Below are 22,792 nucleotides of genomic sequence, written 5' to 3' on the forward strand. Positions count from 1 at the left end.
GACAAGTGCTCGACCAGTGGATCGCCGAGGACGCGCCCAGGCTGGCCTCGGAAATTGGGGGGTGCCCGCTGAGCGATCCCTGCGCGTGCGTTTTCTGCCCTGCCTGTGGGCGCGGCGACGTGTCCCTGGCGGAGGAGGATCGAGATCGGCTGTTAGGGGCTCCAGCGGAACGCGTGTCGGCGTTCCCCGTCCGCCATGCTAGAAACTCCGGTGACCTGGCCGCGTATGTTGATCGCCCCCGCGGTGCTGTCGTACATGCCTTCGAGGGTGCCCAAGTCCGTCATCCCGCCAGACGGCGTCCATCGAAAAGCGTGCGGCTGGAACTCCACGTTCGTGTCTGCCATCCCGACGATCTGACCGAGGTCGTTGATGTCATATGCGTAGCTTTCTCGACCGCCGAGCGTGCCCAGATCCTGCATGCCCCCCGACGCTGTCCAACGAATCGCGCGAATCGGCCCGGGCACACCGCTGCCAACCCCTACCACCTGGCCGAGCGCGTTGATGGCGTGGGGGTAGAAGGCACCGAGATCTCGCATTCCCTCCGATGCCGACCACCGAAATGCGCGATCGCCGCCATCGTTCAGACGGTAGGTCCCGATCACCTGACCGCGCACGTTGATTCCGGTGGCGTTGCTGTATTGACCGCCCAGCGCGCCCAAGTCCTGCATCCCGCCTGCGGCTGTCCACCGAAACGCATGTGTGGAGCCGTCGGCAAGCTTGGCCCCGCCGACGACCTGGCCTAGATCGTTAATGGCAGTCGCCACGCTGCTAGGACCGCCGAGAGTGCCCAGATCGCGCAAACCCCCTGTGGACGTCCACCGAAACGCGTGGAAGTTTCCGTTCGAGAGCAGCGATCGCCCTGCCACCTGCCCGAGATTGTTGATTCCCGCCGGCTGGGTGTCGTATTCGCCGAGGGTGCCCAAATCCTGGATACCGCCGGAAGCGGTCCAACGAAACGCGTGTCGGCCCATGGCGGTGAAGGCATCTCCTATGACCTGACCCAGATCGTTAATGGCGATTGCACGTGAATTGTTCGCGCCGCTGACACTCCCTAGGTCTTTCATGCCTTCCGACGGGCTCCATCGAAAGGCGCGAGCATTCTCATCCGCGGTGTCGGCGGTGCCGGCGACCTGACCCCATACGTTGATGTCAACGCCGTCGCTCTCCCGGCCACCGAGGGTGCCCAGATCCCGCATACCCCTCGCTTGCACCGCCACCGCTGACGCGGACGTTGTCGCCGCCGTAAGCGGCGACACGCCAGCTAGCAAAAACACGGTAACCGCGACCACTCCCGTACTGCGCCGAATGTTTATCGCTGACTCCTCACCGGTGCCGTGTTCAGGGCTTCGGGTGGCGGAATTGTCTCGCTCCGCAAGGTTGTGCACAAGGCCCTATCATCGCTCACCTCCGATACCGCGAGCAGGGGAGCCCCAACGTCTACGCTCACGGAATCCGTGGCTCGAAGGAGCTACGACGGAAGCCAGCTCATCCCCGCCGGTCCGCTTCTGTTCCTGCCACTACCTCCCTCGATAGGGAGCCCCTAGCTTTCGCAGCATCGTTCGGACGTCACGTGCCGAAGAAGGATCACGGCACCTGTCCCGAGTGCTTCACCACCTTCACTGCAGGGGCCAGGCGCTCGGACCACGGTCCCCACACTCCGCGACGCGGCGTCACGTTCTCCGTGTCTGGCAGGTCGGTCAACGCCGAGCCGACGTGGTCGGCCGCGTCGGCGTCCCCCTCGCGAGACTTGATGAGCAGCTCATGCCGGTCCAGCCAGTCGGTGAAGATGCTCACGCTGTACGCCGAGGACATCAGGGCGGGCACGTCATGCACGAGGTCCGCCCAGCGGGCGACGGCGAACGTCTGCTGGCGGAGCCGGTAGGACGGCACGATCGCGAGGCTGAGTCGGGTCACCACTCCGACCGCGCCCAGCGAGACGACGACGCCGGCGAGGCGAGGATCCGTGTCGTCGATTCTGAGGATTTGTCCATCCCCCGTGACGAGCTCCAGGGCACGCACCGCGGCCGACAGGGAGCCGTTCGCAAGTCCGGACCCGTGGGTCGCGGTCATGACCGCTCCGCCTATGGAAATGTGCGGCAGCGACGCCAGGTTCTGCAGGGCCCAGCCTCGATGCTCGAGCCATGCGGCAAGCGCGCCGTATGACATCGCTGCCGAGACCCGCACCTCTCTGCGGTCGGCGTCGAGCACCGGTTCGATGATCAGTCGCTCGAGCGAGACGAGCTCCGCCGAATCGGCGAGGTCGGTGAAGGAGTGTCGCGTGCCGAGTGCCCGCACCCGGGTCCCCGAGGTGATGACCCCCCGCAATTCACCCATTGAAGAGGGCCTGTGCAGCGTCGACGCGGTGAACCGGTACGTCTCCGCCCACGTCGTGCCTGCGGGGCCGCCGCTCATCGCGGCGGTTCCCGTCTCCCGTTCCGCGTAGCGATCACTCCCGGGACTCCAGCTCAGTCAGCGCTCGGCGAGCTGCTCGGCGGTTCCGAGGTCGGTCACGAGCGCGGTCACCCAGCCGCCCGAGAGGGCGCCGTGGATCGCCTCGAGCTTGTGCTCGCCGCCTGCGATGCCGACGCGCCGGGGGATGCGCAGGAGATCCTCGACCGGAATGGCGATGATGCGATCGTCGAACTCGCCGCGCACGAGGGAGCCGTCGGCGCTGTAGATGCGGTGGCAGATATCGCCGACCGCGCCGGCTTCGATCATCGCGGCGCGCTCGGCGGGCGAGAACGCGTTGCCGCTCTCGGCCAGCACATTCGACGGCTCGATGCTTCCGATGCCCATGATCGCCATGCTCAGCTCGCGCCAGTGCCGCGTGACCTCCTGCATCGAGGGGTCGGCCAGCAGGCTGTCGCGGATGGCCGAGCCGGCCACGATCCCCGGCGCCTGCACGTAGACCGGCTCTGCGCCGAGCATGCGCGCCAGCTCGCCGAGGATGCGGTTCGAGTGGCTCTGCGCCTCCGGCGCGCCGACTCCGCCGAGCAGCTGCACGACCTCGACGGCTCCGCGCGCGGTGAAGGGCCGCATCCGGTCCACCATCGCCAGCACGGTCTGGCTCCACGACGAGACGCCGATGCGGTCGGTGCCCGAGAGGGTCGCCTCGAGGTAGGCGGCCGCCCCGGCGCCGATGGCCGCGAGCAGCTCGCGCTCGTCGGCCTCGGGGTCGACATCCACCACCACCGCCTCGGCCATGCCGTACTTCGCCTCGAGCGTCTCCTCGAGCTCCGAGTAGACACCAGGGGCGACCGTGACCGTCGTGCGCACGATGCCCAGGGCCTCCGCCCGCTTGAGCAGGCGGGAGACCTTGGCCTGCGAGATGCTCAGGGCGGCGGCGATGTCCGCCTGCCGCACGCCGCGCTCGTGATACATCCGCGCGACCTTGGTGAGCAGGCGCACGTGACCGTCATGCGGACGGGTGTAGCGGTTGGTCGACACGTGCGGTCTCCGATCGGTTGTCGCGGGCGGGCACCGGTGCGCGCCGCGGCATGGGGGAAACGATATTCAGTTGGCGGCCCGGGAGGCCAGTTCTGCGGTTCCGACGGAAATGCGGCGGGTGTGCATCCCGTGGGGAAGCGTCTCGGGCTCCCGGCCCGGAAGGTCGAGCACACCCCGTGCCCCGACGGGAACGGTCGCCTGTACGACCAGCTCCCCCTCGAGCATCGTCCAGGTGATCGCAGTCTCACCGTAGGGGGTCAGGTGGCTGGCCGTCGCCGTGGTCAGCCCGCCGCCGGGGCGCGGCGCGAAGCGGATGACGCGGTAGCCCGGCTCATCGGGTGCCAGACCCGCGACGACGCGGTGCAGCCAGTCGGCGACCGCGCCCAGGGCGTAGTGGTTGAAGCTCGTCATCGTGCCGGGATTCACCGTGCCATCGGGCAGCATGGCGTCCCAGCGCTCCCAGACCGTCGTCGCGCCCATGTCCACCTGGTAGAGCCAGGAGGGGCACTCCCGTTCGAGCAGCAGGGCGTATGCGGTGTCGACGTGGCCGTGCGCGCTCAGCGCGTCGGTGACGAGCGGGGTGCCGACGAACCCCGTCGCGATGCGGTTGCCTGCCTCTCGCACGAGCTCGGCGAGGCGTGCCGCGGCGGTGTCCCTGCGTGCGGCATCCGGGATCAGCTCGAACGCGAGCGCGAGGGCGTAAGCCGTCTGCGCGTCGCTCGTCATCGTGCCGTCGGCGCCGACGTAGCGCTCCGCGAAAGCGGCCGCGACCTCGTCGGCGAGGCGCGAGTATCGCGCCCGCTCATCCGTCAGCCCGAGCGCGTCGGCCATGTCGGCCACCGCGCGTGCGGAGCGGGCGAAGTAGGCCGTCGCGACCAGGTGGCGGTCGGTGCGGGCATCGGCCGGGTCCTGCGGCGGGGCGGCGGGATCGAGCCAGTCGCCGAGCTGGAAGCCCGTGTCCCAGAGCCGGCCGGGTCCGGCCAGGCGCTCCACGAGGTCGACCCACGCGCGGGCGCTGCCGAACTGGGCGCGCAGCACGCCGGCGTCGCCGAAGCGCTCGTACAGCGTCCACGGCAGCAGCGTCGCCACATCGCCCCATGCAGCACCGGGACGGATCGGCGTCCACATGTGGTGGGCGGGGATCACGGGCACGTACCAGGGGACCGTGCCGTCGGGCAGCTGCTCGATCGCGAGGTCCCGCAGCCAGCCGGTCAGCATGCCGCTCACGTCGTACAGCGAGGACGCCGCCGGTCCGAAGACCTGGATGTCGCCGGTCCAGCCGACGCGCTCGTCGCGCTGTGGGCAGTCGGTCGGGATGTCGACGAAGTTGCCGCGCATCCCCCAGACCACGTTCGCGTGCAGGCGGTTCACGGAGGCGTCCGAGCACTCGAACCACCCCGTGCGCTCGAGGTCGGAGTGGTAGACCCGGGCCACCAGGTCGCCGCTCGCCGCCGCGGCATCCAGGTCACCGGGCCATCCGGACACCTCGACGTAGCGGAAGCCGTGGAATGTGAAACGCGGCTCCCACGTCTCGCCCTCCGCCCGGCCCGCCAGCGTGTAGCCGTCGCTCGAGCGCGCTCCACGCAGGGGACGGGTGTAGAGCTCGCCGTCCTGCAGCACCTCGGCGGTGCGGAGGGTGACGGTGCGCCCCTCCTCGCCGCGCACCCGGATGCGCACCCGGCCGACGAGGTTCTGGCCGAAGTCGAGGATGCGGCTGCCGCTCGGGCCGGTGAGCACCGCGACGGGCGCGACCTCCTGCGTGCAGCGCACCGGCGGTCCTGTCGGCGCGACGAGCGTCGCCGGGTCGCGGTGGCGCATCGCCGCGCGCTCCCATCCGGTCTCGTCGAAGCCCGGCCGACTCCACCCCGCGCGTTCCTCGCGTGCGTCGTGGTCCTCCCCGTCGTAGATGCCGGAGCGGAGGATCGGGCTCGGCGCGGCCCGCCACGAGTCGTCGGTGGCGATGATCTCGCGGCGCCCGTCGGCGTAGGTCAGCTCCAGCTGACCGAGGAAGGACAGATCGTTGCCGTAGAGGTTGCGGAACCCGCCGCGCCAGCCGAGGCGACCGCGGTACCAGCCGTCACCGAGCCAGGCGCCGACGGCGTTCGGACCCTCCTCGAGCATGGCCGTGATGTCGTGGGTGTAGTACCGCAGCCGGCGGCCGTAGACGGTCCAGCCGGGGGAGAGGGCGTCGTCGCCGACCCGCATGCCGTTCACCTCCGCCTCGTAGAGGCCGTGCGCGCTCGCATAAAGCCGCGCCCGCACGAGTCCGTGCGCGACCGCGAACTCGCGGCGCAACAGGGAGGGCCGGCGTTCGTCCGAGTCGGGGTCTTCGGTCCAGGTGGCGCCGACCGGGCGGGCGATCCAGTCGTCGGGGAAGAGCAGTCCGGCCTCGAGCGTCGTGGGGTCGGACGGGGCCGACCACTCGCCGTCCGCGCCGCGCACGGCGACGCTGAGGCGCGCGGACTCGCGCGACCGGAGCGGAGCGTCCGGCCAATCGACGAGCACCTGCTCGCCGGAGCAGACCGTGAGCTCCGACGCCGGCGCCTCGCCCCGCTCGATCACGACGCGATAGGCGTACTGCCGCCATCCCGCCGGCGCCTGGAGAACCCGCCAGGAGAGCCGTGGGGCCTCCTCGCCGATGCCGAACGCTTCGCGGTGGTGCTCCAGCCGAGGCGATTCGACGATCACATCCACGACAGCTCCGTATCGGTTGCATTCACTATAGAATCATTATGCAACACCGGCTGAGAAAGCGCGAGAGCGGGACGCAGGGGGATCTGTATGGGCGAGCCTATGGTCATCGGGGTCACCGGGAGCGCCGGAAAGCTCGGCCGGGCCACGGTGGCGCGGCTGCGAGACGAAGGTCATCAGGTGATCGGCTTCGACCTGGCGGGCGACCCTGGCCCCGGGTTCACCCGCGTCGACCTTGCCGACTACGGCCAGACCCTCGACGCGATGCTCGGCGTCACCGCTCGGCACAGCGGGTTGGACGCTCTCGTGCACCTGGCCGCCATCCCGGTGAACGGCCTGGTGCCGGACGCCGAGACGTTCCGCAGCAACGTCGCGGTGTCGTTCAACGTGCTCTTCGCCGCGCATCGCGCCGGCATCCGCACGATCGTTCTCGCATCGAGCATCACGGCGATGGGCTTTCCGTTCGGCGAACCCCCTCCGTCCCTTCCCGCCGACGAGGGCTGGACCCGTGCGAACAACACGTACGGCCTCGGCAAGGTGGCCGAGGAGGCGGTGGCCGCACAGCTCGCGCTCTGGGGGCCGGATGTCTCGATCACGGCCCTGCGGTTCACCAACGTGGTGGGCGAGGGCGAGTATGCCACGTTCGACCGCGCGGCCGAGCCCGGCTATCGCCGCGACCTTCTCGGGTCGTGGATCGATGCGCGCGACGGAGCGCAGGCCGTCTCGCTCGCCCTCGCCGGCGCCACCCCTGGTTACCGGGTCTACAACGTCGCCGCACCGGAATCCGGCTGCGCCGCTCCTTCGCGGGAACTCGCGGAACGGTGGTTCCCCGGCACGCCCGTGGCTCCCGATCTCGGAGAGTTCGAGTCGCTCATGTCGACGCGGCTCATCCAGAAGGAGCTCGGGTTCCGCGCGCAGCACGACTGGCGGGCGCGGTCGGGGGCCGCGTCCGCCTCGTGGGACCCATCCCGCTCCTCGTCCGGCTCTGCGCCGGGGATCCCCGCCGCGACGTGACCTATGTCGACCTGCCGAGGGGGCACTGGCCGCAGCTCACACGACCGGACGATCTCGCCCGTACGATCCTCGAGCAGCCGCCCCTCAGCCCTTGACGAAGACGTTCTCGGTCACCTTCGTGCCGGTCACCGGGTCTGGGTCGGCGTCGGGCTGCACGTAGTACGTCCGTGTGGCGTTGCTCACGCCGAGCTGCGGGCCGCCGCATCCCACCACCCAGTCCTCCCGGTGCACGAGAAGGCAGACGGTGCCCACCTCCGTGCCTCTCGCGAGGTACAGCTGGTCGCCGTCGTGCTCCGCGACCCACCGCGCGCTCGCGGTGTCGACGCTGTCGTACGCGTCGCCGGCGAGGTCCGCGGGCAGCGCGTCCGCGGACTCTGCATCGCGGTCCAGCAGCGCGAATCCCGAACCGCCCACGCCCCCGACGAGGACGATCGCCGCCCCTGCAAGAAGCAGAAGACTCGTGGCAAGCAGAAGCAGAAGACTCGTGGCAGATCTGGTGCTCATGGACTACCCGCTTCCTTTCTCCGAGTCTTGCGGGCGAGGGCGGCTCACGCAAGGATCGGCGGCGGTCCTACTGAGGGGTGAGCGCCACTCGCGTCGCCTCACCGGAACCGAGGCGCAGCACGACCTCTCCGGCAGGTGTCGAGACGGTGACCTCGCGGTCCCGGTGGCCGATGTTCGCCGCGATCACCGTCGTTCGCCCCTCGTGCCTCCCGCCGAGGGCCCACACGGTCCCGTCGCGGCTCGGCCCGCTGAACAGGCTCGCCCCGTCGAGCTCGGACAGCCAGCCGAGCACCTGGACGACGGGGCGGGGGGAGCCGTCGGACGAGCGGATGCCGCGGGGCCCCCACTCCTCGAAGTAGCACAGGGTCGCCACACCGTCCACCGCAAGCGCGGCGGCGCTCGCCACCGTCCAGGCCGCCAGCTCCGGCGCGGCCATGCGCGGGTCGTCTGCATCCGTGAACGCGGCCCCGTATCCCTCGGAGAGATCGCTCGCGGCGGGTGTCGGCGCGGGCCGAGTCGCCACGTTGTTGAATCGGGGTCGGAGGGTCACCGGCCCGATGTGCACCGGCCGGCCGACCGCCATCCGGACGGCCTGCTCGGCGACGAGGCGCTGGATGGGGACCGACTCGACCAGCTGCTCCGTATCGAGGGTGTGAAAGAGGGGGGTCACCGAGAACGTGAGGGCATCCAGGTCGCCGGGGACCAGCCGGGCGCCGCGGTTCAGCTCTGTGAAGTGGGACCTCGCTCCGCCGATCACGGGGAGAGCGAGACCCCTGTCGGAGAGAGCCCGGCGAAGCGCATCCCGCAACGGCGGGAGAGTGATCGAGTCGAGCCTGTCGTAGATTCCGATGCGCGTCACCGGGAGCGCGCTCAGCGCGTCGACCACGGAGTGCAGGTCGTCGCGGATGTCCGCGACGACCCGTACGTCGAGGGGTACTCCAGACCGCGCCGCCCGCTCGAGCGCCGCACGCCAGTTGGGGGTGGCCAGATCGAGTTCGACGAGTACGAACGCGGTGCCGGGTGCCGAGCCGGATGCCCCGGCGAGCGTGGGTCCTGGCGCCGGACCGGGTGCGGGATCAGGCGCCGTGGATGCCGCGACACCGATCGATGGGAACGCACCCGCCGCGACGAGTTCGATTCGATCCACGGGCCCCGCCGCGTCGTTTCCGGGCGGCGTCGCACGGTGTCGCGCCGCCTGCGACGCGGCGGTGCCCGCCCCCAGCGCATCGGCCGGCGCGACCTCGAGCCGGGCGGTCTGCTCGAGCACCTCCCCCTCGGCGAGCGAGTACGGGAAGGGCAGCGCCAGGGGCCGGCTGTACGTCTTGTAGGAGGCGTCGGTCCAGTTGCGCTGGTCCTCCATCTCGAACACGTCGCCCGAGAGCGAGAGCCGCGCCTCGCCCCCATCGAAGCGCCAGTCCATCCCGGAGATGTCGAGGGCGGGTTGATGCGGGCTGATGTCGATGGGGAATCGCATCGCCGTGGTGGTGCCATCCGGATGCCGCACCGTGAGCGGCCCGCCCGCCAGAGCGGGCGGGTGCAGCAGCACGAGCCCCACGCGGTTCGTCTCCGCCGCCTGTGCCGAGACGGCCCGCCAGCGGATCTCGAGCGCATCGCCCTCCACGGCGGCCGTCAGGGTGCCGTGCACCGAGAGCCCGAGACCCTCCATCGCCAGCCGCACCGTGAGCTGCGACTCGCCGGGCTCGGCATCCACCACCCGCGTCGGGACCGTGCCCCAGTCCGCGTCGCGCACGACCGCGCGCACGCCGCGCAGCAGCAGGCGTCGCCGGAACCGGATGTCGGCGAGCTCGTCGCCCCGCAGCTCCAGCGACCAGTCCCCGCAGGACCACGTCCGGGACGGCGACCACCAGCCGGGTGCTGTCGTGCCCCCGGCATCCGTCCCGCCACCGGCATCCGCCCCATCGCCCGCCTCGGGAGTCACAGCGTCGTCATGCCCCCGTCCACGGCGAACAGCGCGCCGGTCGCGAAAGCGCCGTCGTCGCTCGCGAGATACACCATGATGCCCTCGACGTCGGCCGGGCTGCCGGCACGGCCCAGGGGAATCCGGCCGATGATGGCGGCGCGCGAAGTGGGATCCGATGAGATCGCGCTGACGAGCGACGTCTCGGTGTACCCGGGCACGACCGTGTTCACGCGGATGTTCCTGTCGGCGTAGGCGGCGGCGACCGTGCGGGCGAGCCCGTGGATGCCGGCCTTCGAGGCGCTGTAGGCCGTGAAGTCCTTGCCCTCGCCGTTCAGGCCGGTGGGGCTGCCGGTGAGGATGATCGAGCCGCCGACTTCGCGAGCCAGCAGCGAGCGCACGGCGTGCTTGACGGTGAGGAACGTGCCGGTGAGGTTGATGTCGATGGTGCGCCGCCAGACGTCGAGGTCGAGGTCGGCCGCCGGAGCGTCCTGCCCGAACAGCTGCACGCCGGCGTTGGCGACGACGACGTCCGGCGACATGCCATCGGCCTGGAGCTTTGCGAACGCCGCCTCCACCGCCGCCTCGTCGGAGATGTCCATGACGACGGCGACGGCGCGGTGCGCGTTGATCGTCTTCACCGCGGCATCGGCGGCATCCGCATCGCGATCGGCGACGACCACCCGCGCGCCTTCGTTCGCGAACCGCAGCGCGACGGCGAGCCCGATTCCGGTGCCCGCCCCGGTGATCAGCGCGGTCTTGCCTTCGAGGCGACCTGTCATGGCGTGGCTCCTCAACGCTCGATGTGACTGCGTTCGATGTGGTCGAGGTGAAGCATCCGCGCGAGGTTGCGGTCGAGCTCGTCGTCGCGGAAGATCTTCTTCCAGTCGTCCTTGATGATGCTCTCGCGACCGTAGTCCATCGCGATCAGGCACGCATCGCTGAAGGGGTTGTCGCCGCGCAGGCCGTTGGCGAGCGCGACCTGCGTGTGGCCGTACAGGATGCTGCGGGCGGCGGCCTCGGGCACGCCCATCGTGTTGATCGTCTCCTGCAGGGCCTCGTTGAGCAGGGCGCCGATCATGCAGGCGACGGTTTCGACGAGTGTGGGCTCGAGTTGGGCCAGCTGCTTGATCGAGACCCAGTGCACGTCGATGATCGGGGCGTAGATCGCGCGCACGGTGGACTCGACGATCGCCTGCTTCGCCGGGTCCTCCGACTCGACGGCGGCGATCGCGTCCTGCGGGGCGGCGATGCCCCCGAACGTGTCGGCCCACTCCTCGGGGGTCTGCCGCTGCAGGAAGATCGACGGGTGGCACGGGTGCGCGACGGCCTGGATGACGTCCTCGCGGGTGGTCAGCAGCCCGGCGTACGCGGCGGCGGGGTCGAGGGTGAGCACGATCGAGCCCGGCTTCATCTGCGGCACGACCTGTGCCGTCACGGGCCCGAGCGCCAGGTCGGGGACGGCGAAGACGACGATGTCGGCGTCGGCGACGGCATCCGCGAGTTCGGTGACCTCGCGGCCCGCCTCGCGCGTGCGCTCCTGACCAGCGGGCGAGTTCTCGACGTAGTAGACGGTGTGATCGGTCCTGGCGAGGTTGTTGGAGACGCGCATCCCCATCTTTCCGCCCGCTCCCAGGACGGCGATCGTGTAGGTCGCTGAGCCTGTCGAGGCGGTCCCTGAGCCTGTCGAAGGGTCGGTGGTGGTACTCATATTGTGCTCCTCAGGTATTCGAGTGTGATGCGGGTCCATTCCCGCTCGGTGGTGACGGTGGTCTCGGGGTCGCCCTGCCAGGGGAGCCAGTGCTCGACGATCTGGTTGATGCCGCGTTCGTCGGGCCTGACAGCGCTCAGCAGGTGCGGGTAGTCGTGCAGTCCGGTGCCCATCGGGGCGCCGGAGTAGGTGAAGCCCACCCAGCCGTCCTGGCGGGCGAAGGCGAAGTCCTTGGCGTGGACGTTCTTGGTCAGCGGGGCGCAGCGCTCGACGGCGGCCCGCGGCGTCTCGAGCCGGGCGACGACATTGCCCGGGTCGAGGCAGATGCCCAGGTGCTCGGAGTCGATCCGCTCGACCAGGCCCGCGAGGTCGTCCGTGGCGACCTGCTCGTACGTCTCGAGGGCGAGCGTGACCCCGGATGCCTCGTAGGCGGGCAGCGCCGTGCGCAGCATCCGCTCGGCCTGCTCCAGCGAGGGACGCGACTCGGGGGCGTACAGCATGCTGCGCACGAGCGCGGCGCCGAAGGTGTCGGCGAGGCGCAGGAACGCTTCGAGGTGCCCCGGGTCGACGCCCTTTGTGCCGAGCTCGATCACGAGGCCGAGGTCCCGCGCGGCGGCGGCGGCGTCAGCGATCTCGGCAGCGCTCATGACGAGCAGCGGCGCGTAGTCGCAGATCTGGAACAGTCCCACATCCTGGTCGCGGGTGGCCTGCAGTGCGCCGATCAGAGACAGCGGCTCGTCGACGCGGTCGGAGTGCTGCCAGAAGAAGGCGTAGGTGCCGAGGCCGATCATGCTTCGAGCCCTTCAAGCCCGTCGAGCCCGTCGAGCCGGTCGAGCCCCTCGGTTCGCTCGATCGCCAGCACCGCGGCCTCGTCGAGCACGGCCTCCAGCGCGACGGGATCGTGCGCGAAGCGCCCGAGGAACAGCCCGTCGACGGCGTCGCCCAGTGCGCTCAGCAGCCCGGGGCCCGCGGACCCGCCGTAGATGACAGAGGTGCCGGGTCGGTCGGTTACGGCGTCGCGCAGTGCCAGGGTGACGGTCCGGATGTGGGCGACGGGCGCCGGCTCGGGCGCGCCGATCGCCCAGACGGGCTCGTACGCGACGATCAGCGGGCCGGCGGGGGCGCCTTCGAGCGCGTCCACCAGTTGGGCCACCGTGCGAGCGGCCGCCAGGGGCGGCTCGCTCCGCTCGGTCTCGCCGACGCACAGCACCGGCCGAAGTCCGTTGCGAAGCGCGGCGTGCGTCTTCGCCCGAACCACTGCGTCCGTGTCGCCGAAGAGACGGCGGCGCTCGGCGTGCCCGATCTCGACGACCCCGACGCCCACCTCGGCGAGCTCGGCCGCGCTGACCTCGCCCGTGAAGGCACCGGAATCCTCGGTCGCGGCATCCTGCGCGCCGATGATCGTCGGAGTGCCCTGGAACGCCTCGACTGCGCGGGCGATCTGCAGGTAGGTCGGGATGACGAAGAACTCGACGCTTCCCGACGACACGGCCGGATGCCGCGCGGCGAGTTCCGCGACGCGCGCGAACCATGCGCGGGCCTCACGATGCCCGAAGTACATCTTGAGGCTCACGCCCACGGTCACGCGCCCGGTCATCAGCAGCTTCCGGTCTGCTCGTACTCGTCGATGACGGCGACCTTCTCGGCGGACGCCGACGACGGGTCGAACCGGTAGGTCAGCCACTCGCGCGCGAGGCGGCGGGCGAGCTCGATGCCGACGACCCTCTGGCCCATCGTGAGCACCTGGGCGTCGTTGGAGAGCACGGCGCGCTCGACGGAGAAGCTGTCGTGCGCGGTGACGGCGCGGATGCCGGCCACCTTGTTCGCCGCGATCGCGACGCCGAGCCCGGTGCCGCAGACCAGCAGCGCGCGGTCGGCCTCACCGGAGGCGACGAGTTCGGCGGCGGCGATCGCCACGCGAGGGTAGGCGGTGTGCCCGTCGGCGTCCACGCCCACGTCGATGACCGACGCGACCCCGGGATTGGCTTCGAGGTCGGCCTTCAGGATCTCCTTGTAGTCGAAGCCGGCGTCGTCGCTGCCGACGACGAGGCGCAGGGGCTGGGATTCTCCGGGCATGTCAGTTCCTTTCGGTGGATTCTGGGGTGGCGGACGCATCGGCGGCATCCGGCGCCCCGGTCGATTCCGCGAGCAGCTCGCCGATCGCGGTCGCGATGAGGGCGAGCGAGTGCGCACCGGGGTCGGGTGTGCCGAGGCTCTTCTCCGCGTGCGGCCGTGCGCGGCCCATGCGGGGGAGCAGCTCGGCGGTCGCTGCGGCGGCGCGGGTCGCGGCCTCCGCGGCGGCGGCCCACGCGTGGGCGAGGGAGGCGCCAGAGTCCGCAGCGATCGTCAGCTCCGTGCTGAACGGGACGAGGGCATCGACCATGGTCTTGTCGCCGACCTCGGCCTTGCCGTAGTCGGTGACGCCTCGGGCGGCGGCGGCCACACCCGCGGCGACGCCGATCGCATCGGGGGCGTCGTCGTCGCCGATCGTCTCGCCGATCGAGCGCAGGATGACGCCCCACAGGGCGCCGGATGTGCCGCCGGCCCGGTCGGACCACGCGTCGCCGGCGTGTGCGAGCACGGTGCCGACGCCGGCCCCGAGCTCCGCGGCGTGCTGGGCGGCGGCACGCGCGGCGCGGGCGCCTCGCTGCATCCCGATGCCGTGGTCGCCGTCGCCGGCGATCTGGTCGAGGCGACCGAGTTCATCCACGTGCGCATCGACGATCTCGGATGCCGCGGCGACGGCACGCGCGGCGACCGGGGCGAGGGCGCGCGACTCGGCGCTGGCCGCCGGGATCGCGGCGGTGTCTTCGACCGAGGCTGCCCGCTCGTCCTGCGCGGCCGCGACGACCGAGCCGCGGCGGTACGCGGGGGTGTCGACGGGTGTGTCCCAGAGCCGCTCCAGCTCGTCATCGAGCCAGAACAGCGTGAGCGAGGTGCCCGCCATGTCGAAGCTCGTGCAGTACTCGCCGACGTGCGGGTCGAGGACCTCGACCCCCGCCTCCTGCAGCAGCGCGGCGACGCGGCGGTAGACGACGAACAGCTCCTCGTACTTGACGGCGCCGAGCCCGTTCAGGATCGGCACCAGCTTCTGCCCGTCCGCGCTGTCGATGCCGTCGGGCAGCTCGGCGAGCAGCCGGCCGGTCAGCAGCTCGGCCAGCTCGTCCGCGGTGGGCACGTCGGTCTCATCGATGCCGGGTTCGCCGTGGATGCCGAGGCCCACCGCCATGCGCCCCTCCGGCACCGAGAACAGGGGCTGCTCCGCTCCGGGAAGGGTGCAGCCGGTGAAGGCGACGCCGAACGAGCGGGTGCGGTCATTGGCGAGCCGGGCGACCCGCTCGACTTCGCCGAGGTCGTACCCGGCCTCGGCGGCCGCGGCGGCGATGCGGAACACCGTGAGGTCCCCCGCGATGCCCCGACGCTTGTGGCGCTCCTCGATCGAGGCGCTCGAGATGTCGTCCGTCACCGTCACCGTGGCGCAGGCGATGCCCTCGGCGCGGAGGCGATCCTGGGCGGCGTCGAAGTTCAGCACGTCTCCCGCGTAGTTCCCGTAGGAGAAGAAGACCCCGCCGCCCCGGTGCGCCGCGTTCGCCACGGACTGCACCTGCTGCGTCGAGGGCGACGCGAACAGGTTGCCCATCGCGGCGCCATGGGCAAGACCCTGCCCGACGAGCCCGCCGAAGGCGGGGTAGTGGCCGGAGCCGCCGCCGATGACGACGGCCACCTGGCCGTCGGGCACCACGGTGCTGCGGACCACGCCGCCGGGAACGCGCCGGACGTACCGGCCGTTCGCGGCGACGAAGCCGTCGATCATCTCGTCCGCGAACGCGGACGGCTCGTTCCACAGCCGGGTCATGGGCGGGGTGCCCTCAGCGCTGCGGCATCCGCCTTCTCCTGCGCGGCCGCGAGGCCGGCGGCGGTGACAACCGCCTTGTTCTGACGTGCGAGCACGACCATGAGTATCGCGGAGACGAGCATCACTCCGCCGACGATCATCATGGGGATCTCGTAGCCACCGGTCCAGTCCGCCACGGCGCCGGTGACGAACGGTGCGCTGAAGCCCGCGAGGTTGCCGATCGTGTTGATGAGCGCGACGCCGGCGGCCGCGGCCACGCCGGTGAGGAACTTCGTCGGGAGGGTCCAGAAGTTGGGCAGCGCGGCGAAGATCGCCATCGCGGTCAGGGTGATCACTGCGATCGTCGCGGCGGGCGAGCCGGCGAACAGGGCGAGCGGGATCGTCACGGCGCCGAGCACGGCGGGGCCGGCGATGTGCCAGGTGCGCAGGCCGCGGCGGGAGGCGTCACGCGACCAGAAGTACATCGCGATCGCGGCGGGCAGATACGGGATCGCCGTGATCAGGCCCTTCTGGAAGACGTCGAACTCGGTGCCGGCCGCCGTCTGGAACCCCTCGATGATCGTGGGGAGGAAGAACGCCAGCGCGTAGAGGCCGTAGATGAAGCCGAAGTAGATGAAGGACAGCATCCACACGCGGCCGCTGCTGAAGGCGAAGCGTACGGAGACGTGCTTCTCGGACTTCTCTGTGACCTTGCGCTCGGCGGCGATCGACTCCGTGAGCCAGACCTGCTCCTCCTTGGTGAGCCACGGGGCATCCGCCGGCTTGTCCCTGAGGTAGAACCAGGCGATGATCCCGACGATGATCGCGGGGATGGCGACGCCGAAGAACATGAAGCGCCAGCCGGCGAGCCCGAAGAAGACCTCGTCCTGCTGAATCAGCCAGCCGGCGAACGGGGCGCCGATGACGGTGGTGAGCGGCTGGGCCAAGTAGAAGAGCATGAGGATGCGGCCGCGGTACTGCGAGGGCACCCACAGGCTGAGGAAGAGGATCGCACCGGGGAAGAACCCGGCCTCGGCGACACCGAGCAGGAACCGCAGCACGACGAGCTGCTCGAAGTTCTGCACCCAGGTGAACAGCAGCGCGACGATGCCCCAGCTCACCATGATGCGGGCGAGCCAGCGCCGGGCGCCGAAGCGGTGGAGGGCGAGGTTGGAGGGCACCTCGAGCAGGATGTACCCGATGAAGAAGACGCCGGAGGCGAAGCCGAACTGGGCGGCGCTCAGTCCGAGGTCCTCGTTCATGCCGTTCGGGGCGGCGAACCCGATGGCGGTGCGGTCGAGGTAGTTGATGAAGAACATGAGCGCCACGAAGGGCACCAGGCGCAGGGAGACCTTGCGTATGGCGGATTTGGCAACGGGCGACTCTATGCCCGTCACGACGGGGGTGCTGTCCACGGTGACTCCTGAGGATCGTCGTCGATTCTGGCGACGCCGGGGATGACGCCTGCGACTATTTTGGCAAACCGGTTGACCAATTGCAAGCGAAAGTTTTCCGAGTACATTGGGCGTTATGCCCGCCTACGCCGCTGACTCCTCGGCCGAGATCACGGCCGCACTGGGCTCGATGCCCGCCGGATCCGCCGTATCGGGGGTCGCCACGCGGCTGCTCGACCTGTTCACCAGCGGCCAGGTGGCGCCCGGCACGCGGCTGCCGCCGGAGCGGGAACTCGCATCCACCCTCGGCGTCGGCCGCTCGGCGGTGCGCGAGGCGCTCGCCGCGCTCGAGATCCTCGGGATCGTCGACGTGCGCCCTGGTTCGGGCACCTATCTGCGCGGGACCTCGAGCGAGCTGCTTCCGCAGACCCTGCGGTGGGGACTGCTGATCGGGGAGCGGAACACCGCGGAGCTTCTGGAGCTGCGCTCGGGGCTCGAGATCTACGTGGCGAGGCTCGGCGCCGCGCGGCTCACCGACCGCCAGCTCGCCACGCTCGGCCGCCACGTCGACCGGATGCGCGCCTCGGTGGATGACCTCAAGGCGTTCGTGCAGGCCGACCTGGACTTCCACCACGCGCTCGCGGCCGGAGTGGACAACCAGGTGCTGCTCGACATGCTGCAGGTCGTCCGCTCGCTGCTGCGGGTGTGGGCCGACCGGGCCGTGCACGATCAGGCGCACGCCGTGCGGGCGCTCGAGGAGCACGACGCGGTCTACCAGGCGCTGCTGCGTCGCGATCCGGATGCCGCGGCATCCGCCATGGCGACCCACATGGCCACGGCATCCGCCCGCCTGTCGGAGACGCCCCGCGCCTGACCCTGCCTAGTCCGCCTCGCGGGCGCGCCGGACCCCCCACGCGAGGCGGCCGGCACGGACACGAGGCGCGGCTTCCCGTCGGGCAACACGAGCGCACGGCTTCCCGACGAGTGCACGGGATACTGCCGCCGGCACGCCGTGCACTCGGCGCTAAGCCGTGCACTCGGCGGTACGCGCGACGGGCATTCGGGATGGCCCCGGCTAGCCCGCCTCGCGGGCGCGCAGCTTGTCGGCGCGTGCACCCTCCCGCTTGGGGAGCGGGATCGGCGTCGTGCCGGCGACCGCGTCGCTGTACTCCTCGGGCGAGACCACGCGCAGCGGCCTGGTCTCGTCGAGGGTCAGGCGGAAGCGCTTGGACGCGTGGCGGTGCACGCGGCCGGAGGCCAGCATCCACGTGACGCCGATCAGGAACGCGACGAGTCCGGCGGTCGCGCCGACGAGGATCGCGGCACGGGGACCGAATTCGGCGGCCACCCACCCGACGATCGGCGCGCCGACCGGCGTGCCGCCCATGATGACGGCCATGTAGAGGGCGAGCACCCGGCCGCGCAGCGCGGGGTCGGTCGTCGTCTGGACGTAGCCGTTCGCGGTCGTCATGACGGTCACCACCGCGAAGCCGACGAGGGTGAGCGTCGCGGCATAGCTCCAGTAGCCGGGCATCAGGGTCGAGGCCACCGAGGCGATGGCGAAGCCGAGCAGCGCCAGCACGACCACCCGGATGCGGGCCTGATCGCGCCGGGCGGCCAGCAGTGCGCCGGCGAGCGAGCCGATCGCGAGGATGGAGCTGAGCAGCCCGAACCCGTCGGCGCCCTGTCCGAACTCGATCGCCATCGTCGAGGCGAAGATCGGGAAGTTCATGCCGAACGCGCCGAGCAGGAACACCATCGCGAACGTCACCATGAGATCCGGCCTTTTGCCGACGTAGCGGAACCCGTCCGCAAGCCGGGAGGAGCCGGTGCTGCGCACCCGCGGGACGAGCTCCTTCGTGCGGATCAGCAGCAGGGCGATGATCATGCCGAAGAAGGTCACGGCGTTGAGCAGGAACACCCAGCCCGTGCCCACCAGCACGATGAGCACGCCGGCGACGGCGGGCCCGATCATCCGCGCTCCGTTGAAGGATGCCGCGTTCAGCGCCACCGCGTTGGACGCGTTCTCTCGTGACACGACGTCGGTGACGAACGCCTGGCGGGCCGGGTTGTCGAATGCGCCGATGACGCCCAGTGCCAGGGCGAAGCCGTACATCAGGGTCAGCGTCATGACCCCGGACAGGATCAGCACGCCCAGCGCCGCGCCGAGCACCATCAGCAGCCCCTGCGTGATCATCAGCAGCCTGCGCCGATCGAAGCGGTCCGCGACCCAGCCGGTGACCCCGACGAGAAGCAGCGGCGGCCCGAACTGCAGCGCCATCGTGATGCCCATCGCGCCGGCGTCGTTGTCGGTGAGCTGGGTGAGCACGACCCAGCTCTGGGCCGTGGACTGCATCCACGCGCCGATGTTGGAGACGAGGGCGCCGATGAACCAGACCCGGTAGTTGAAGATCGAGAACGACCGGAACATGGCGCTCATCGCTCGGCCAGCTCTCGCATGACGATGGATGCCGCGGCCAGTGTCGCGCGCTGCTTCGGCGTCAGTTCGGCAAGCGCCTCTTCCAGCCAGGCGTCGCGGCGGCGAACGGTCTCGGTGACGACGCTCGTGCCGGCATCCGTCAGCTCGATGTTGACCTTGCGCCGGTCGACGGCGTCGGCGGTGCGAGTGAGGTAGCCGGACTCTTCGAGGCAGTTCACCGTGCGGTTCATCGACGGCGCGCTGACGCGCTCGCGGTCGGCGAGCTCACCGAGGGTGTGGCCGCCGTGGATGTGCAGAGCGGCGAGCACGGCGAACTGGCCGTCGCTCATGGTGTCGACGGCGCGCTGCGCGCGGAGGCGCCTGGCGAGCCGGAACGTGGCCATGCGCAGATCCGAGGCGGCGTCATGCAGAGAGGTGTCGGCGGGAGGGGATGCGGGAAGAACGGAAGCACTCATAAGATTTACTTAGCATAGCTCATTAGCCTTGCTAAGTAAATGGTCCCGCGTGGAGGCTGGATCGTCACGGAGTGGGTTCGGGTGCCCTGTCGAGAGACGGCGACGCCCCAGCAACTAGGCTCGCGTCATGCCCGAGTTCATCGATGCACACGGCATCGCCATCGTCTACGACGTCTACCCGGCGAGGACGACGCCACGCGCGGTGGTCCAGCTCGTCCACGGCCTGGGGGAGCACGCGGGGCGTTACAGCGCCCTCATCGACGCACTCACCGCCGACGGCTTCGCCGTGTACGCCAACGATCACCGGGGCCACGGTCGCACCGGCATGGCCCACCATGGGAACGACAGCACCAAGCTCGGTCGCCCTGGCCCCGGCGGGTTCCGGGCTGCCGTCGCCGCGGTCTGGCAGATGACCGAGCTGATCAGAGAAGAGAATCCCGAGCTTCCGCTGGTGCTCCTGGGACACTCCGGCGGGTCGTTCATCGCCCAGATTCTGCTGAACGCCCACCCCTCGGCCTACGACGCCCTCGCGCTGAGCGGGTCTGCACTGCGCCTCCCGGGATCGCTGCACGCCGGCCGGCTCAACGCGAGGTGGCAGACGGCCGAGGCGATGGGGACCGAGTGGCTGGCGTCCGACCTCGGCGTGGGCAGGGCCTTCCTCGAGGATCCGCTGACCACCGTCACGCCGGCCGCACAGCTGTTCACCCTTCGCGACCAGCTGCGGTTCTACGGGCGCCCGCGCAGGAACCTGGGCCACGACATCCCGGTCCTGCTCATGGTGGGGCGCGATGATCCGGTCGGGGGACCGCAGAGCGTCCACAGGCTCGCCGACTCCTACCGCACCCGGTCCGGGCTCACCGACGTCACGACGCTCGTCTATCCCGGCGCGCGCCACGAGGTCTTCAACGAGGTGCAGCAGAAAGACGTTCGCGGCGACCTGCTCGCCTGGCTCGACCGGCGGTTCGCCGTCCGCGACTAGCCGGGTGGTGTGCACCGAACCAGGAGAACAGCGCGAGAACAGGACGTTGTTGCCCTCGGCATCCTGCATTCGCGCCCATCTCCTGCTTTCGCGCTGTCCATCGCCGCACCCTCGCGATTCATTGCCGCACCCTCGCGATTCATCGCCGCACCCTCGCGACTCATTGCCGCAGAGCGAGGTCCACCGTTGCACCGACGGGCGGATGCCGCGCGCACCAGACCCTTGACTTTGGGAGCGCTCTCACGGCATCCTGGCTCTGAACGTGTCCGTGGGAGCGCTCCCACGACCGGTCACCCGCGGTAATCCACGCGCGCACAGCGCACGCGATGGTCGACGAAGACCCTGGAGAGACATGACACACCTGTTCCGCACCCGAGCCCGCTGGGCGGCGCTCGCCGCCGTCGGCGTGGTCGCGGCATCCCTCACCGCGATCGCACCCGCGTCCGCGGCAGAACCCGGTGACCTCGCCGGTTCCGACCTCTACCTCAACCCCTACAGCACGACCCTCGAGGCGGCCCAGTCCCTGAGCGGCCAGGCACGGGCCGACGCCCAGCTGCTGGGCAGCATCCCGTCGGCCAACTGGTTCACCAGCGGAACCGCCGCAGAAGTGCAGGTGGCGGTCGACGAGGTCGTCTCCGACGCGGCGGCCAAGGGTCAGATGCCCGTGCTCGTGGCCTACAACCTGCCGTTCCGCGACTGCGCGCAGTACTCCGCGGGCGGCGCCGCCGACACCGCGGAGTACAACGCGTGGATCGACGGCTTCGCCGCGGGCATCGGGGATCGCGCCGCCACCATCATCCTGGAGCCGGACGGCCTGGGCATCATCCCGTGGAACACCGACATCAACGGCAACGCCGAGTGGTGCCAGCCCGCCGAGCTCGACCCCGCGACCGCCGTCGGCAACCGCTACGCGCAGCTCAACCACGCCGTGGACGCATTCGCGGCGCTTGCCGCCACATCGGTGTACCTCGACGGCACCCACAGTGGCTGGCTGGGCGTCGGCGACATCTCCAACCGCCTGATCCTGGGCGGGGTCGCGAAGGCCGACGGGTTCTTCCTCAACGCCTCGAACTACGTGCAGACGGAGCGCCTGCAGAAGTACGGCCAGTGGATCTCGGACTGCGTCTACCTCTCGCAGAACAGCTGGTGGGAGCCGTCATACTGCGGCAGCCAGTACTACCCCGCGAACCCCGACGACTTCTCGACATGGGGACTGACCGATGCGACCTACGACAAGGCCTTCGCAGACACCGGCCTCACGCGCGACCCCGCCGTGCAGGCGCACTTCGTGATCGACACGAGCCGCAACGGCCAGGGCCCCTGGACCGCTCCCGCCGGCGCCTATCCCGACCCGGAGGTGTGGTGCAACCCTCCGGGTCGCGGAGCGGGTGAGGTTCCCTCGACGACGACCGGCAACGCGCTCATCGATGCGTACCTCTGGATCAAGGTGCCCGGTGAATCCGACGGCAAGTGCTATCGCGGCACCGGCGGCCCGCTCGATCCGGCGCGCGGCATCGAGGACCCGGCCGCGGGCCAGTGGTTCCCCGAGCAGGCGCGGGAGCTGGTCGCGCTGTCCAATCCGCCGCTCACGCCCCTGACGTGCCACGTCAAGGTGAAGGACACGCAGATCGGCAGCAGGTTCGTCTCTGCGCTGGTCGTGCAGAACAACGGCACGACGACCACGGACCCGTGGACCCTGTCGTGGAGCTTCGAGGGCGACCAGAAGGTGACCAGAGTGGTCGGCGGCTCGTACAGCCAGACCGGGGCCGACCTCACGGTGACGGGCACGAAACTGCTGCCGAAGCTCGCCCCGGGCAAGAAGGCGGCGGTCGTCCTGACCGGCAAGGGGGCGGCGGACGCACCATGGCTGTTCTTTCTGAACGGCGAGCCCTGCACGTCCAGCTGACCACGTGAGAACACGCGAGGGCGCCGGATACCGCATCCGGCGCCCTCGCTGACGTTAGGCTTGGCCGCGCCTCGGCGCTCCGCCCCCCAGCTCCGTGCGCGCCGCCCTCGGCCTGCGCTCCCGATCGGAAGGTCCCCCCACCGTGATCACCCTCTCCTGGCTCCTGATCATCGCCCTCGCGGGCGGCGTGCTCGCCCTCATCGACGGAATCCTGCGGCTGCGCGGAAAGGGCGGGACGCTGTTCGGGGTCCTCGAGACAGTCGTGGCCGCGCTGTTCCTGCTGTCGCACTTCGTGCCGGGCATCCCGTTCGGCTCCCTCGTCCTCGGAATCGCCACGATCGTCGTGCTGGTGATCGGCCTCATCCTCCGCGCGAAGCACGCCATCGGCGTGACGATCGCGGCTCTCGTGGTCATCGGTCTGTGGATCGTGCTGATCAACCGCTGGCTGATCATCCCCGGGATCAACTGAGCCCGAGCTTCCGCGGCGCGCGCCCCCGC

At 70.4% G+C, this 22,792-nt stretch carries 20 protein-coding genes; 5 read left to right on the forward strand and 15 right to left on the reverse strand.

The genetic code is table 11. The features are described from left to right. Positions 1–152: 152 nt before the first annotated feature. The 4 genes from ACPW96_RS16855 to ACPW96_RS16870 all read right to left on the reverse strand — a co-directional run bounded on the left by ACPW96_RS16855 (position 153) and on the right by ACPW96_RS16870 (position 6,141). The gene (locus tag ACPW96_RS16855; protein ID WP_425884458.1) at positions 153–1,196 is read right to left on the reverse strand and encodes a hypothetical protein; all 1,044 of its coding nucleotides are present in this window, start codon (positions 1,194–1,196) and stop codon (positions 153–155) included. 388 nt (positions 1,197–1,584) lie between these two features. After that, the gene (locus tag ACPW96_RS16860; RefSeq protein ID WP_425884460.1) at positions 1,585–2,412 is read right to left on the reverse strand and encodes an FAD-binding protein; all 828 of its coding nucleotides are present in this window, start codon (positions 2,410–2,412) and stop codon (positions 1,585–1,587) included. Positions 2,413–2,469: 57 nt separating this feature from the next. Next, the gene (locus ACPW96_RS16865; RefSeq protein WP_425884462.1) at positions 2,470–3,447 is read right to left on the reverse strand and encodes a sugar-binding transcriptional regulator; all 978 of its coding nucleotides are present in this window, start codon (positions 3,445–3,447) and stop codon (positions 2,470–2,472) included. A 66-nt stretch (positions 3,448–3,513) separates the two neighbouring features. Continuing rightward, complete coding sequence (locus tag ACPW96_RS16870; RefSeq protein ID WP_425884464.1) at positions 3,514–6,141, reverse strand: family 78 glycoside hydrolase catalytic domain; 2,628 nt, start codon at positions 6,139–6,141, stop codon at positions 3,514–3,516. Between the two features lie 87 nt (positions 6,142–6,228). Between ACPW96_RS16870 and ACPW96_RS16875 the strand changes: the two genes are divergently transcribed. Continuing rightward, positions 6,229–7,152, forward strand: coding sequence for an NAD-dependent epimerase/dehydratase family protein (locus ACPW96_RS16875; protein WP_425884466.1), 924 nt, complete (start codon positions 6,229–6,231; stop codon positions 7,150–7,152). A gap of 84 nt (positions 7,153–7,236) precedes the next feature. Here ACPW96_RS16875 and ACPW96_RS16880 read toward each other — a convergent pair whose 3' ends face one another. The 9 genes from ACPW96_RS16880 to ACPW96_RS16920 form a co-directional block, all read right to left on the reverse strand. Continuing rightward, a complete protein-coding gene (locus ACPW96_RS16880) occupies positions 7,237–7,656 on the reverse strand; it encodes a hypothetical protein (protein ID WP_425822915.1) in 420 nt (139 codons plus the stop codon). Positions 7,657–7,723: 67 nt separating this feature from the next. Continuing rightward, positions 7,724–9,595, reverse strand: a complete 1,872-nt coding sequence (locus ACPW96_RS16885) for a hypothetical protein (RefSeq protein ID WP_425884467.1) — start codon at positions 9,593–9,595, stop codon at positions 7,724–7,726. After that, complete coding sequence (locus ACPW96_RS16890) at positions 9,592–10,356, reverse strand: SDR family NAD(P)-dependent oxidoreductase (protein WP_425822919.1); 765 nt, start codon at positions 10,354–10,356, stop codon at positions 9,592–9,594. The genes ACPW96_RS16885 and ACPW96_RS16890 overlap by 4 nt, the downstream gene beginning before the upstream one ends. An 11-nt stretch (positions 10,357–10,367) precedes the next feature. Then, on the reverse strand, positions 10,368–11,285 hold the full coding sequence (locus tag ACPW96_RS16895) for a phosphogluconate dehydrogenase C-terminal domain-containing protein (protein WP_425884469.1): 918 nt from the start codon (positions 11,283–11,285) through the stop codon (positions 10,368–10,370). Beyond that, positions 11,282–12,076 carry a sugar phosphate isomerase/epimerase family protein gene (locus ACPW96_RS16900; protein ID WP_425884470.1) on the reverse strand — a complete coding sequence of 265 codons (795 nt, stop codon included), beginning with the start codon at positions 12,074–12,076 and terminating at the stop codon, positions 11,282–11,284. The genes ACPW96_RS16895 and ACPW96_RS16900 overlap by 4 nt, the downstream gene beginning before the upstream one ends. Further along, the gene (locus tag ACPW96_RS16905; protein WP_425884471.1) at positions 12,073–12,882 is read right to left on the reverse strand and encodes a triose-phosphate isomerase family protein; all 810 of its coding nucleotides are present in this window, start codon (positions 12,880–12,882) and stop codon (positions 12,073–12,075) included. Before ACPW96_RS16905 ends, ACPW96_RS16900 begins: the two co-directional genes overlap by 4 nt. After that, positions 12,882–13,361 (reverse strand): ribose-5-phosphate isomerase, encoded by a 480-nt coding sequence (locus tag ACPW96_RS16910; RefSeq protein WP_425884472.1) that lies wholly within the window; start codon positions 13,359–13,361, stop codon positions 12,882–12,884. The genes ACPW96_RS16905 and ACPW96_RS16910 overlap by 1 nt, the downstream gene beginning before the upstream one ends. Before the next feature lies 1 nt (position 13,362). Beyond that, positions 13,363–15,141 (reverse strand): dihydroxyacetone kinase family protein, encoded by a 1,779-nt coding sequence (locus tag ACPW96_RS16915; protein ID WP_425884473.1) that lies wholly within the window; start codon positions 15,139–15,141, stop codon positions 13,363–13,365. Continuing rightward, the gene (locus tag ACPW96_RS16920) at positions 15,138–16,535 is read right to left on the reverse strand and encodes an MFS transporter (RefSeq protein WP_425884474.1); all 1,398 of its coding nucleotides are present in this window, start codon (positions 16,533–16,535) and stop codon (positions 15,138–15,140) included. The genes ACPW96_RS16915 and ACPW96_RS16920 overlap by 4 nt, the downstream gene beginning before the upstream one ends. A 115-nt stretch (positions 16,536–16,650) precedes the next feature. Between ACPW96_RS16920 and ACPW96_RS16925 the strand changes: the two genes are divergently transcribed. Continuing rightward, positions 16,651–17,388, forward strand: a complete 738-nt coding sequence (locus tag ACPW96_RS16925; protein WP_425884475.1) for a FadR/GntR family transcriptional regulator — start codon at positions 16,651–16,653, stop codon at positions 17,386–17,388. A gap of 201 nt (positions 17,389–17,589) precedes the next feature. On the opposite strand, the gene ACPW96_RS16930 is transcribed toward ACPW96_RS16925, so the two are convergent. Both ACPW96_RS16930 and ACPW96_RS16935 read right to left on the reverse strand, forming a co-directional pair. Continuing rightward, positions 17,590–18,954 carry an MFS transporter gene (locus ACPW96_RS16930; RefSeq protein ID WP_425884476.1) on the reverse strand — a complete coding sequence of 455 codons (1,365 nt, stop codon included), beginning with the start codon at positions 18,952–18,954 and terminating at the stop codon, positions 17,590–17,592. Then, the gene (locus tag ACPW96_RS16935; protein WP_425884477.1) at positions 18,951–19,409 is read right to left on the reverse strand and encodes a MarR family winged helix-turn-helix transcriptional regulator; all 459 of its coding nucleotides are present in this window, start codon (positions 19,407–19,409) and stop codon (positions 18,951–18,953) included. Before ACPW96_RS16935 ends, ACPW96_RS16930 begins: the two co-directional genes overlap by 4 nt. Before the next feature lie 127 nt (positions 19,410–19,536). Between ACPW96_RS16935 and ACPW96_RS16940 the strand changes: the two genes are divergently transcribed. The 3 genes from ACPW96_RS16940 (at position 19,537) to ACPW96_RS16950 (ending at position 22,763) form a co-directional block, all read left to right on the forward strand. After that, the gene (locus ACPW96_RS16940; protein WP_425884478.1) at positions 19,537–20,388 is read left to right on the forward strand and encodes an alpha/beta fold hydrolase; all 852 of its coding nucleotides are present in this window, start codon (positions 19,537–19,539) and stop codon (positions 20,386–20,388) included. 352 nt (positions 20,389–20,740) lie between these two features. Continuing rightward, positions 20,741–22,294: a glycoside hydrolase family 6 protein gene (locus ACPW96_RS16945; RefSeq protein ID WP_425884479.1), complete on the forward strand. Its 1,554-nt coding sequence runs from the start codon at positions 20,741–20,743 to the stop codon at positions 22,292–22,294. Positions 22,295–22,436: 142 nt separating this feature from the next. Further along, the gene (locus tag ACPW96_RS16950; protein WP_425822941.1) at positions 22,437–22,763 is read left to right on the forward strand and encodes a hypothetical protein; all 327 of its coding nucleotides are present in this window, start codon (positions 22,437–22,439) and stop codon (positions 22,761–22,763) included. Positions 22,764–22,792: the final 29 nt, after the last annotated feature.

This window comes from Micromonospora sp. DT81.3 (assembly GCF_049847225.1).
Lineage (GTDB): Bacteria > Actinomycetota > Actinomycetes > Actinomycetales > Microbacteriaceae > Microbacterium.

What these genes read in the sequence shown, in the direction of transcription:
- ACPW96_RS16855 (WP_425884458.1), bottom strand. Translation starts at nt 1,196, where the DNA reads ATGCGGGATCTGGGCACCCTCGGTGGCCGGGAGAGCGACGGCGTTGAC.
- ACPW96_RS16860 (WP_425884460.1), bottom strand. Translation starts at nt 2,412, where the DNA reads ATGAGCGGCGGCCCCGCAGGCACGACGTGGGCGGAGACGTACCGGTTC.
- ACPW96_RS16875 (WP_425884466.1), top strand. Translation starts at nt 6,229, where the DNA reads ATGGGCGAGCCTATGGTCATCGGGGTCACCGGGAGCGCCGGAAAGCTC.
- ACPW96_RS16880 (WP_425822915.1), bottom strand. Translation starts at nt 7,656, where the DNA reads ATGAGCACCAGATCTGCCACGAGTCTTCTGCTTCTGCTTGCCACGAGT.
- ACPW96_RS16890 (WP_425822919.1), bottom strand. Translation starts at nt 10,356, where the DNA reads ATGACAGGTCGCCTCGAAGGCAAGACCGCGCTGATCACCGGGGCGGGC.
- ACPW96_RS16895 (WP_425884469.1), bottom strand. Translation starts at nt 11,285, where the DNA reads ATGAGTACCACCACCGACCCTTCGACAGGCTCAGGGACCGCCTCGACA.
- ACPW96_RS16900 (WP_425884470.1), bottom strand. Translation starts at nt 12,076, where the DNA reads ATGATCGGCCTCGGCACCTACGCCTTCTTCTGGCAGCACTCCGACCGC.
- ACPW96_RS16905 (WP_425884471.1), bottom strand. Translation starts at nt 12,882, where the DNA reads ATGACCGGGCGCGTGACCGTGGGCGTGAGCCTCAAGATGTACTTCGGG.
- ACPW96_RS16910 (WP_425884472.1), bottom strand. Translation starts at nt 13,361, where the DNA reads ATGCCCGGAGAATCCCAGCCCCTGCGCCTCGTCGTCGGCAGCGACGAC.
- ACPW96_RS16915 (WP_425884473.1), bottom strand. Translation starts at nt 15,141, where the DNA reads ATGACCCGGCTGTGGAACGAGCCGTCCGCGTTCGCGGACGAGATGATC.
- ACPW96_RS16925 (WP_425884475.1), top strand. Translation starts at nt 16,651, where the DNA reads ATGCCCGCCTACGCCGCTGACTCCTCGGCCGAGATCACGGCCGCACTG.
- ACPW96_RS16930 (WP_425884476.1), bottom strand. Translation starts at nt 18,954, where the DNA reads ATGAGCGCCATGTTCCGGTCGTTCTCGATCTTCAACTACCGGGTCTGG.
- ACPW96_RS16935 (WP_425884477.1), bottom strand. Translation starts at nt 19,409, where the DNA reads ATGAGTGCTTCCGTTCTTCCCGCATCCCCTCCCGCCGACACCTCTCTG.
- ACPW96_RS16940 (WP_425884478.1), top strand. Translation starts at nt 19,537, where the DNA reads ATGCCCGAGTTCATCGATGCACACGGCATCGCCATCGTCTACGACGTC.
- ACPW96_RS16945 (WP_425884479.1), top strand. Translation starts at nt 20,741, where the DNA reads ATGACACACCTGTTCCGCACCCGAGCCCGCTGGGCGGCGCTCGCCGCC.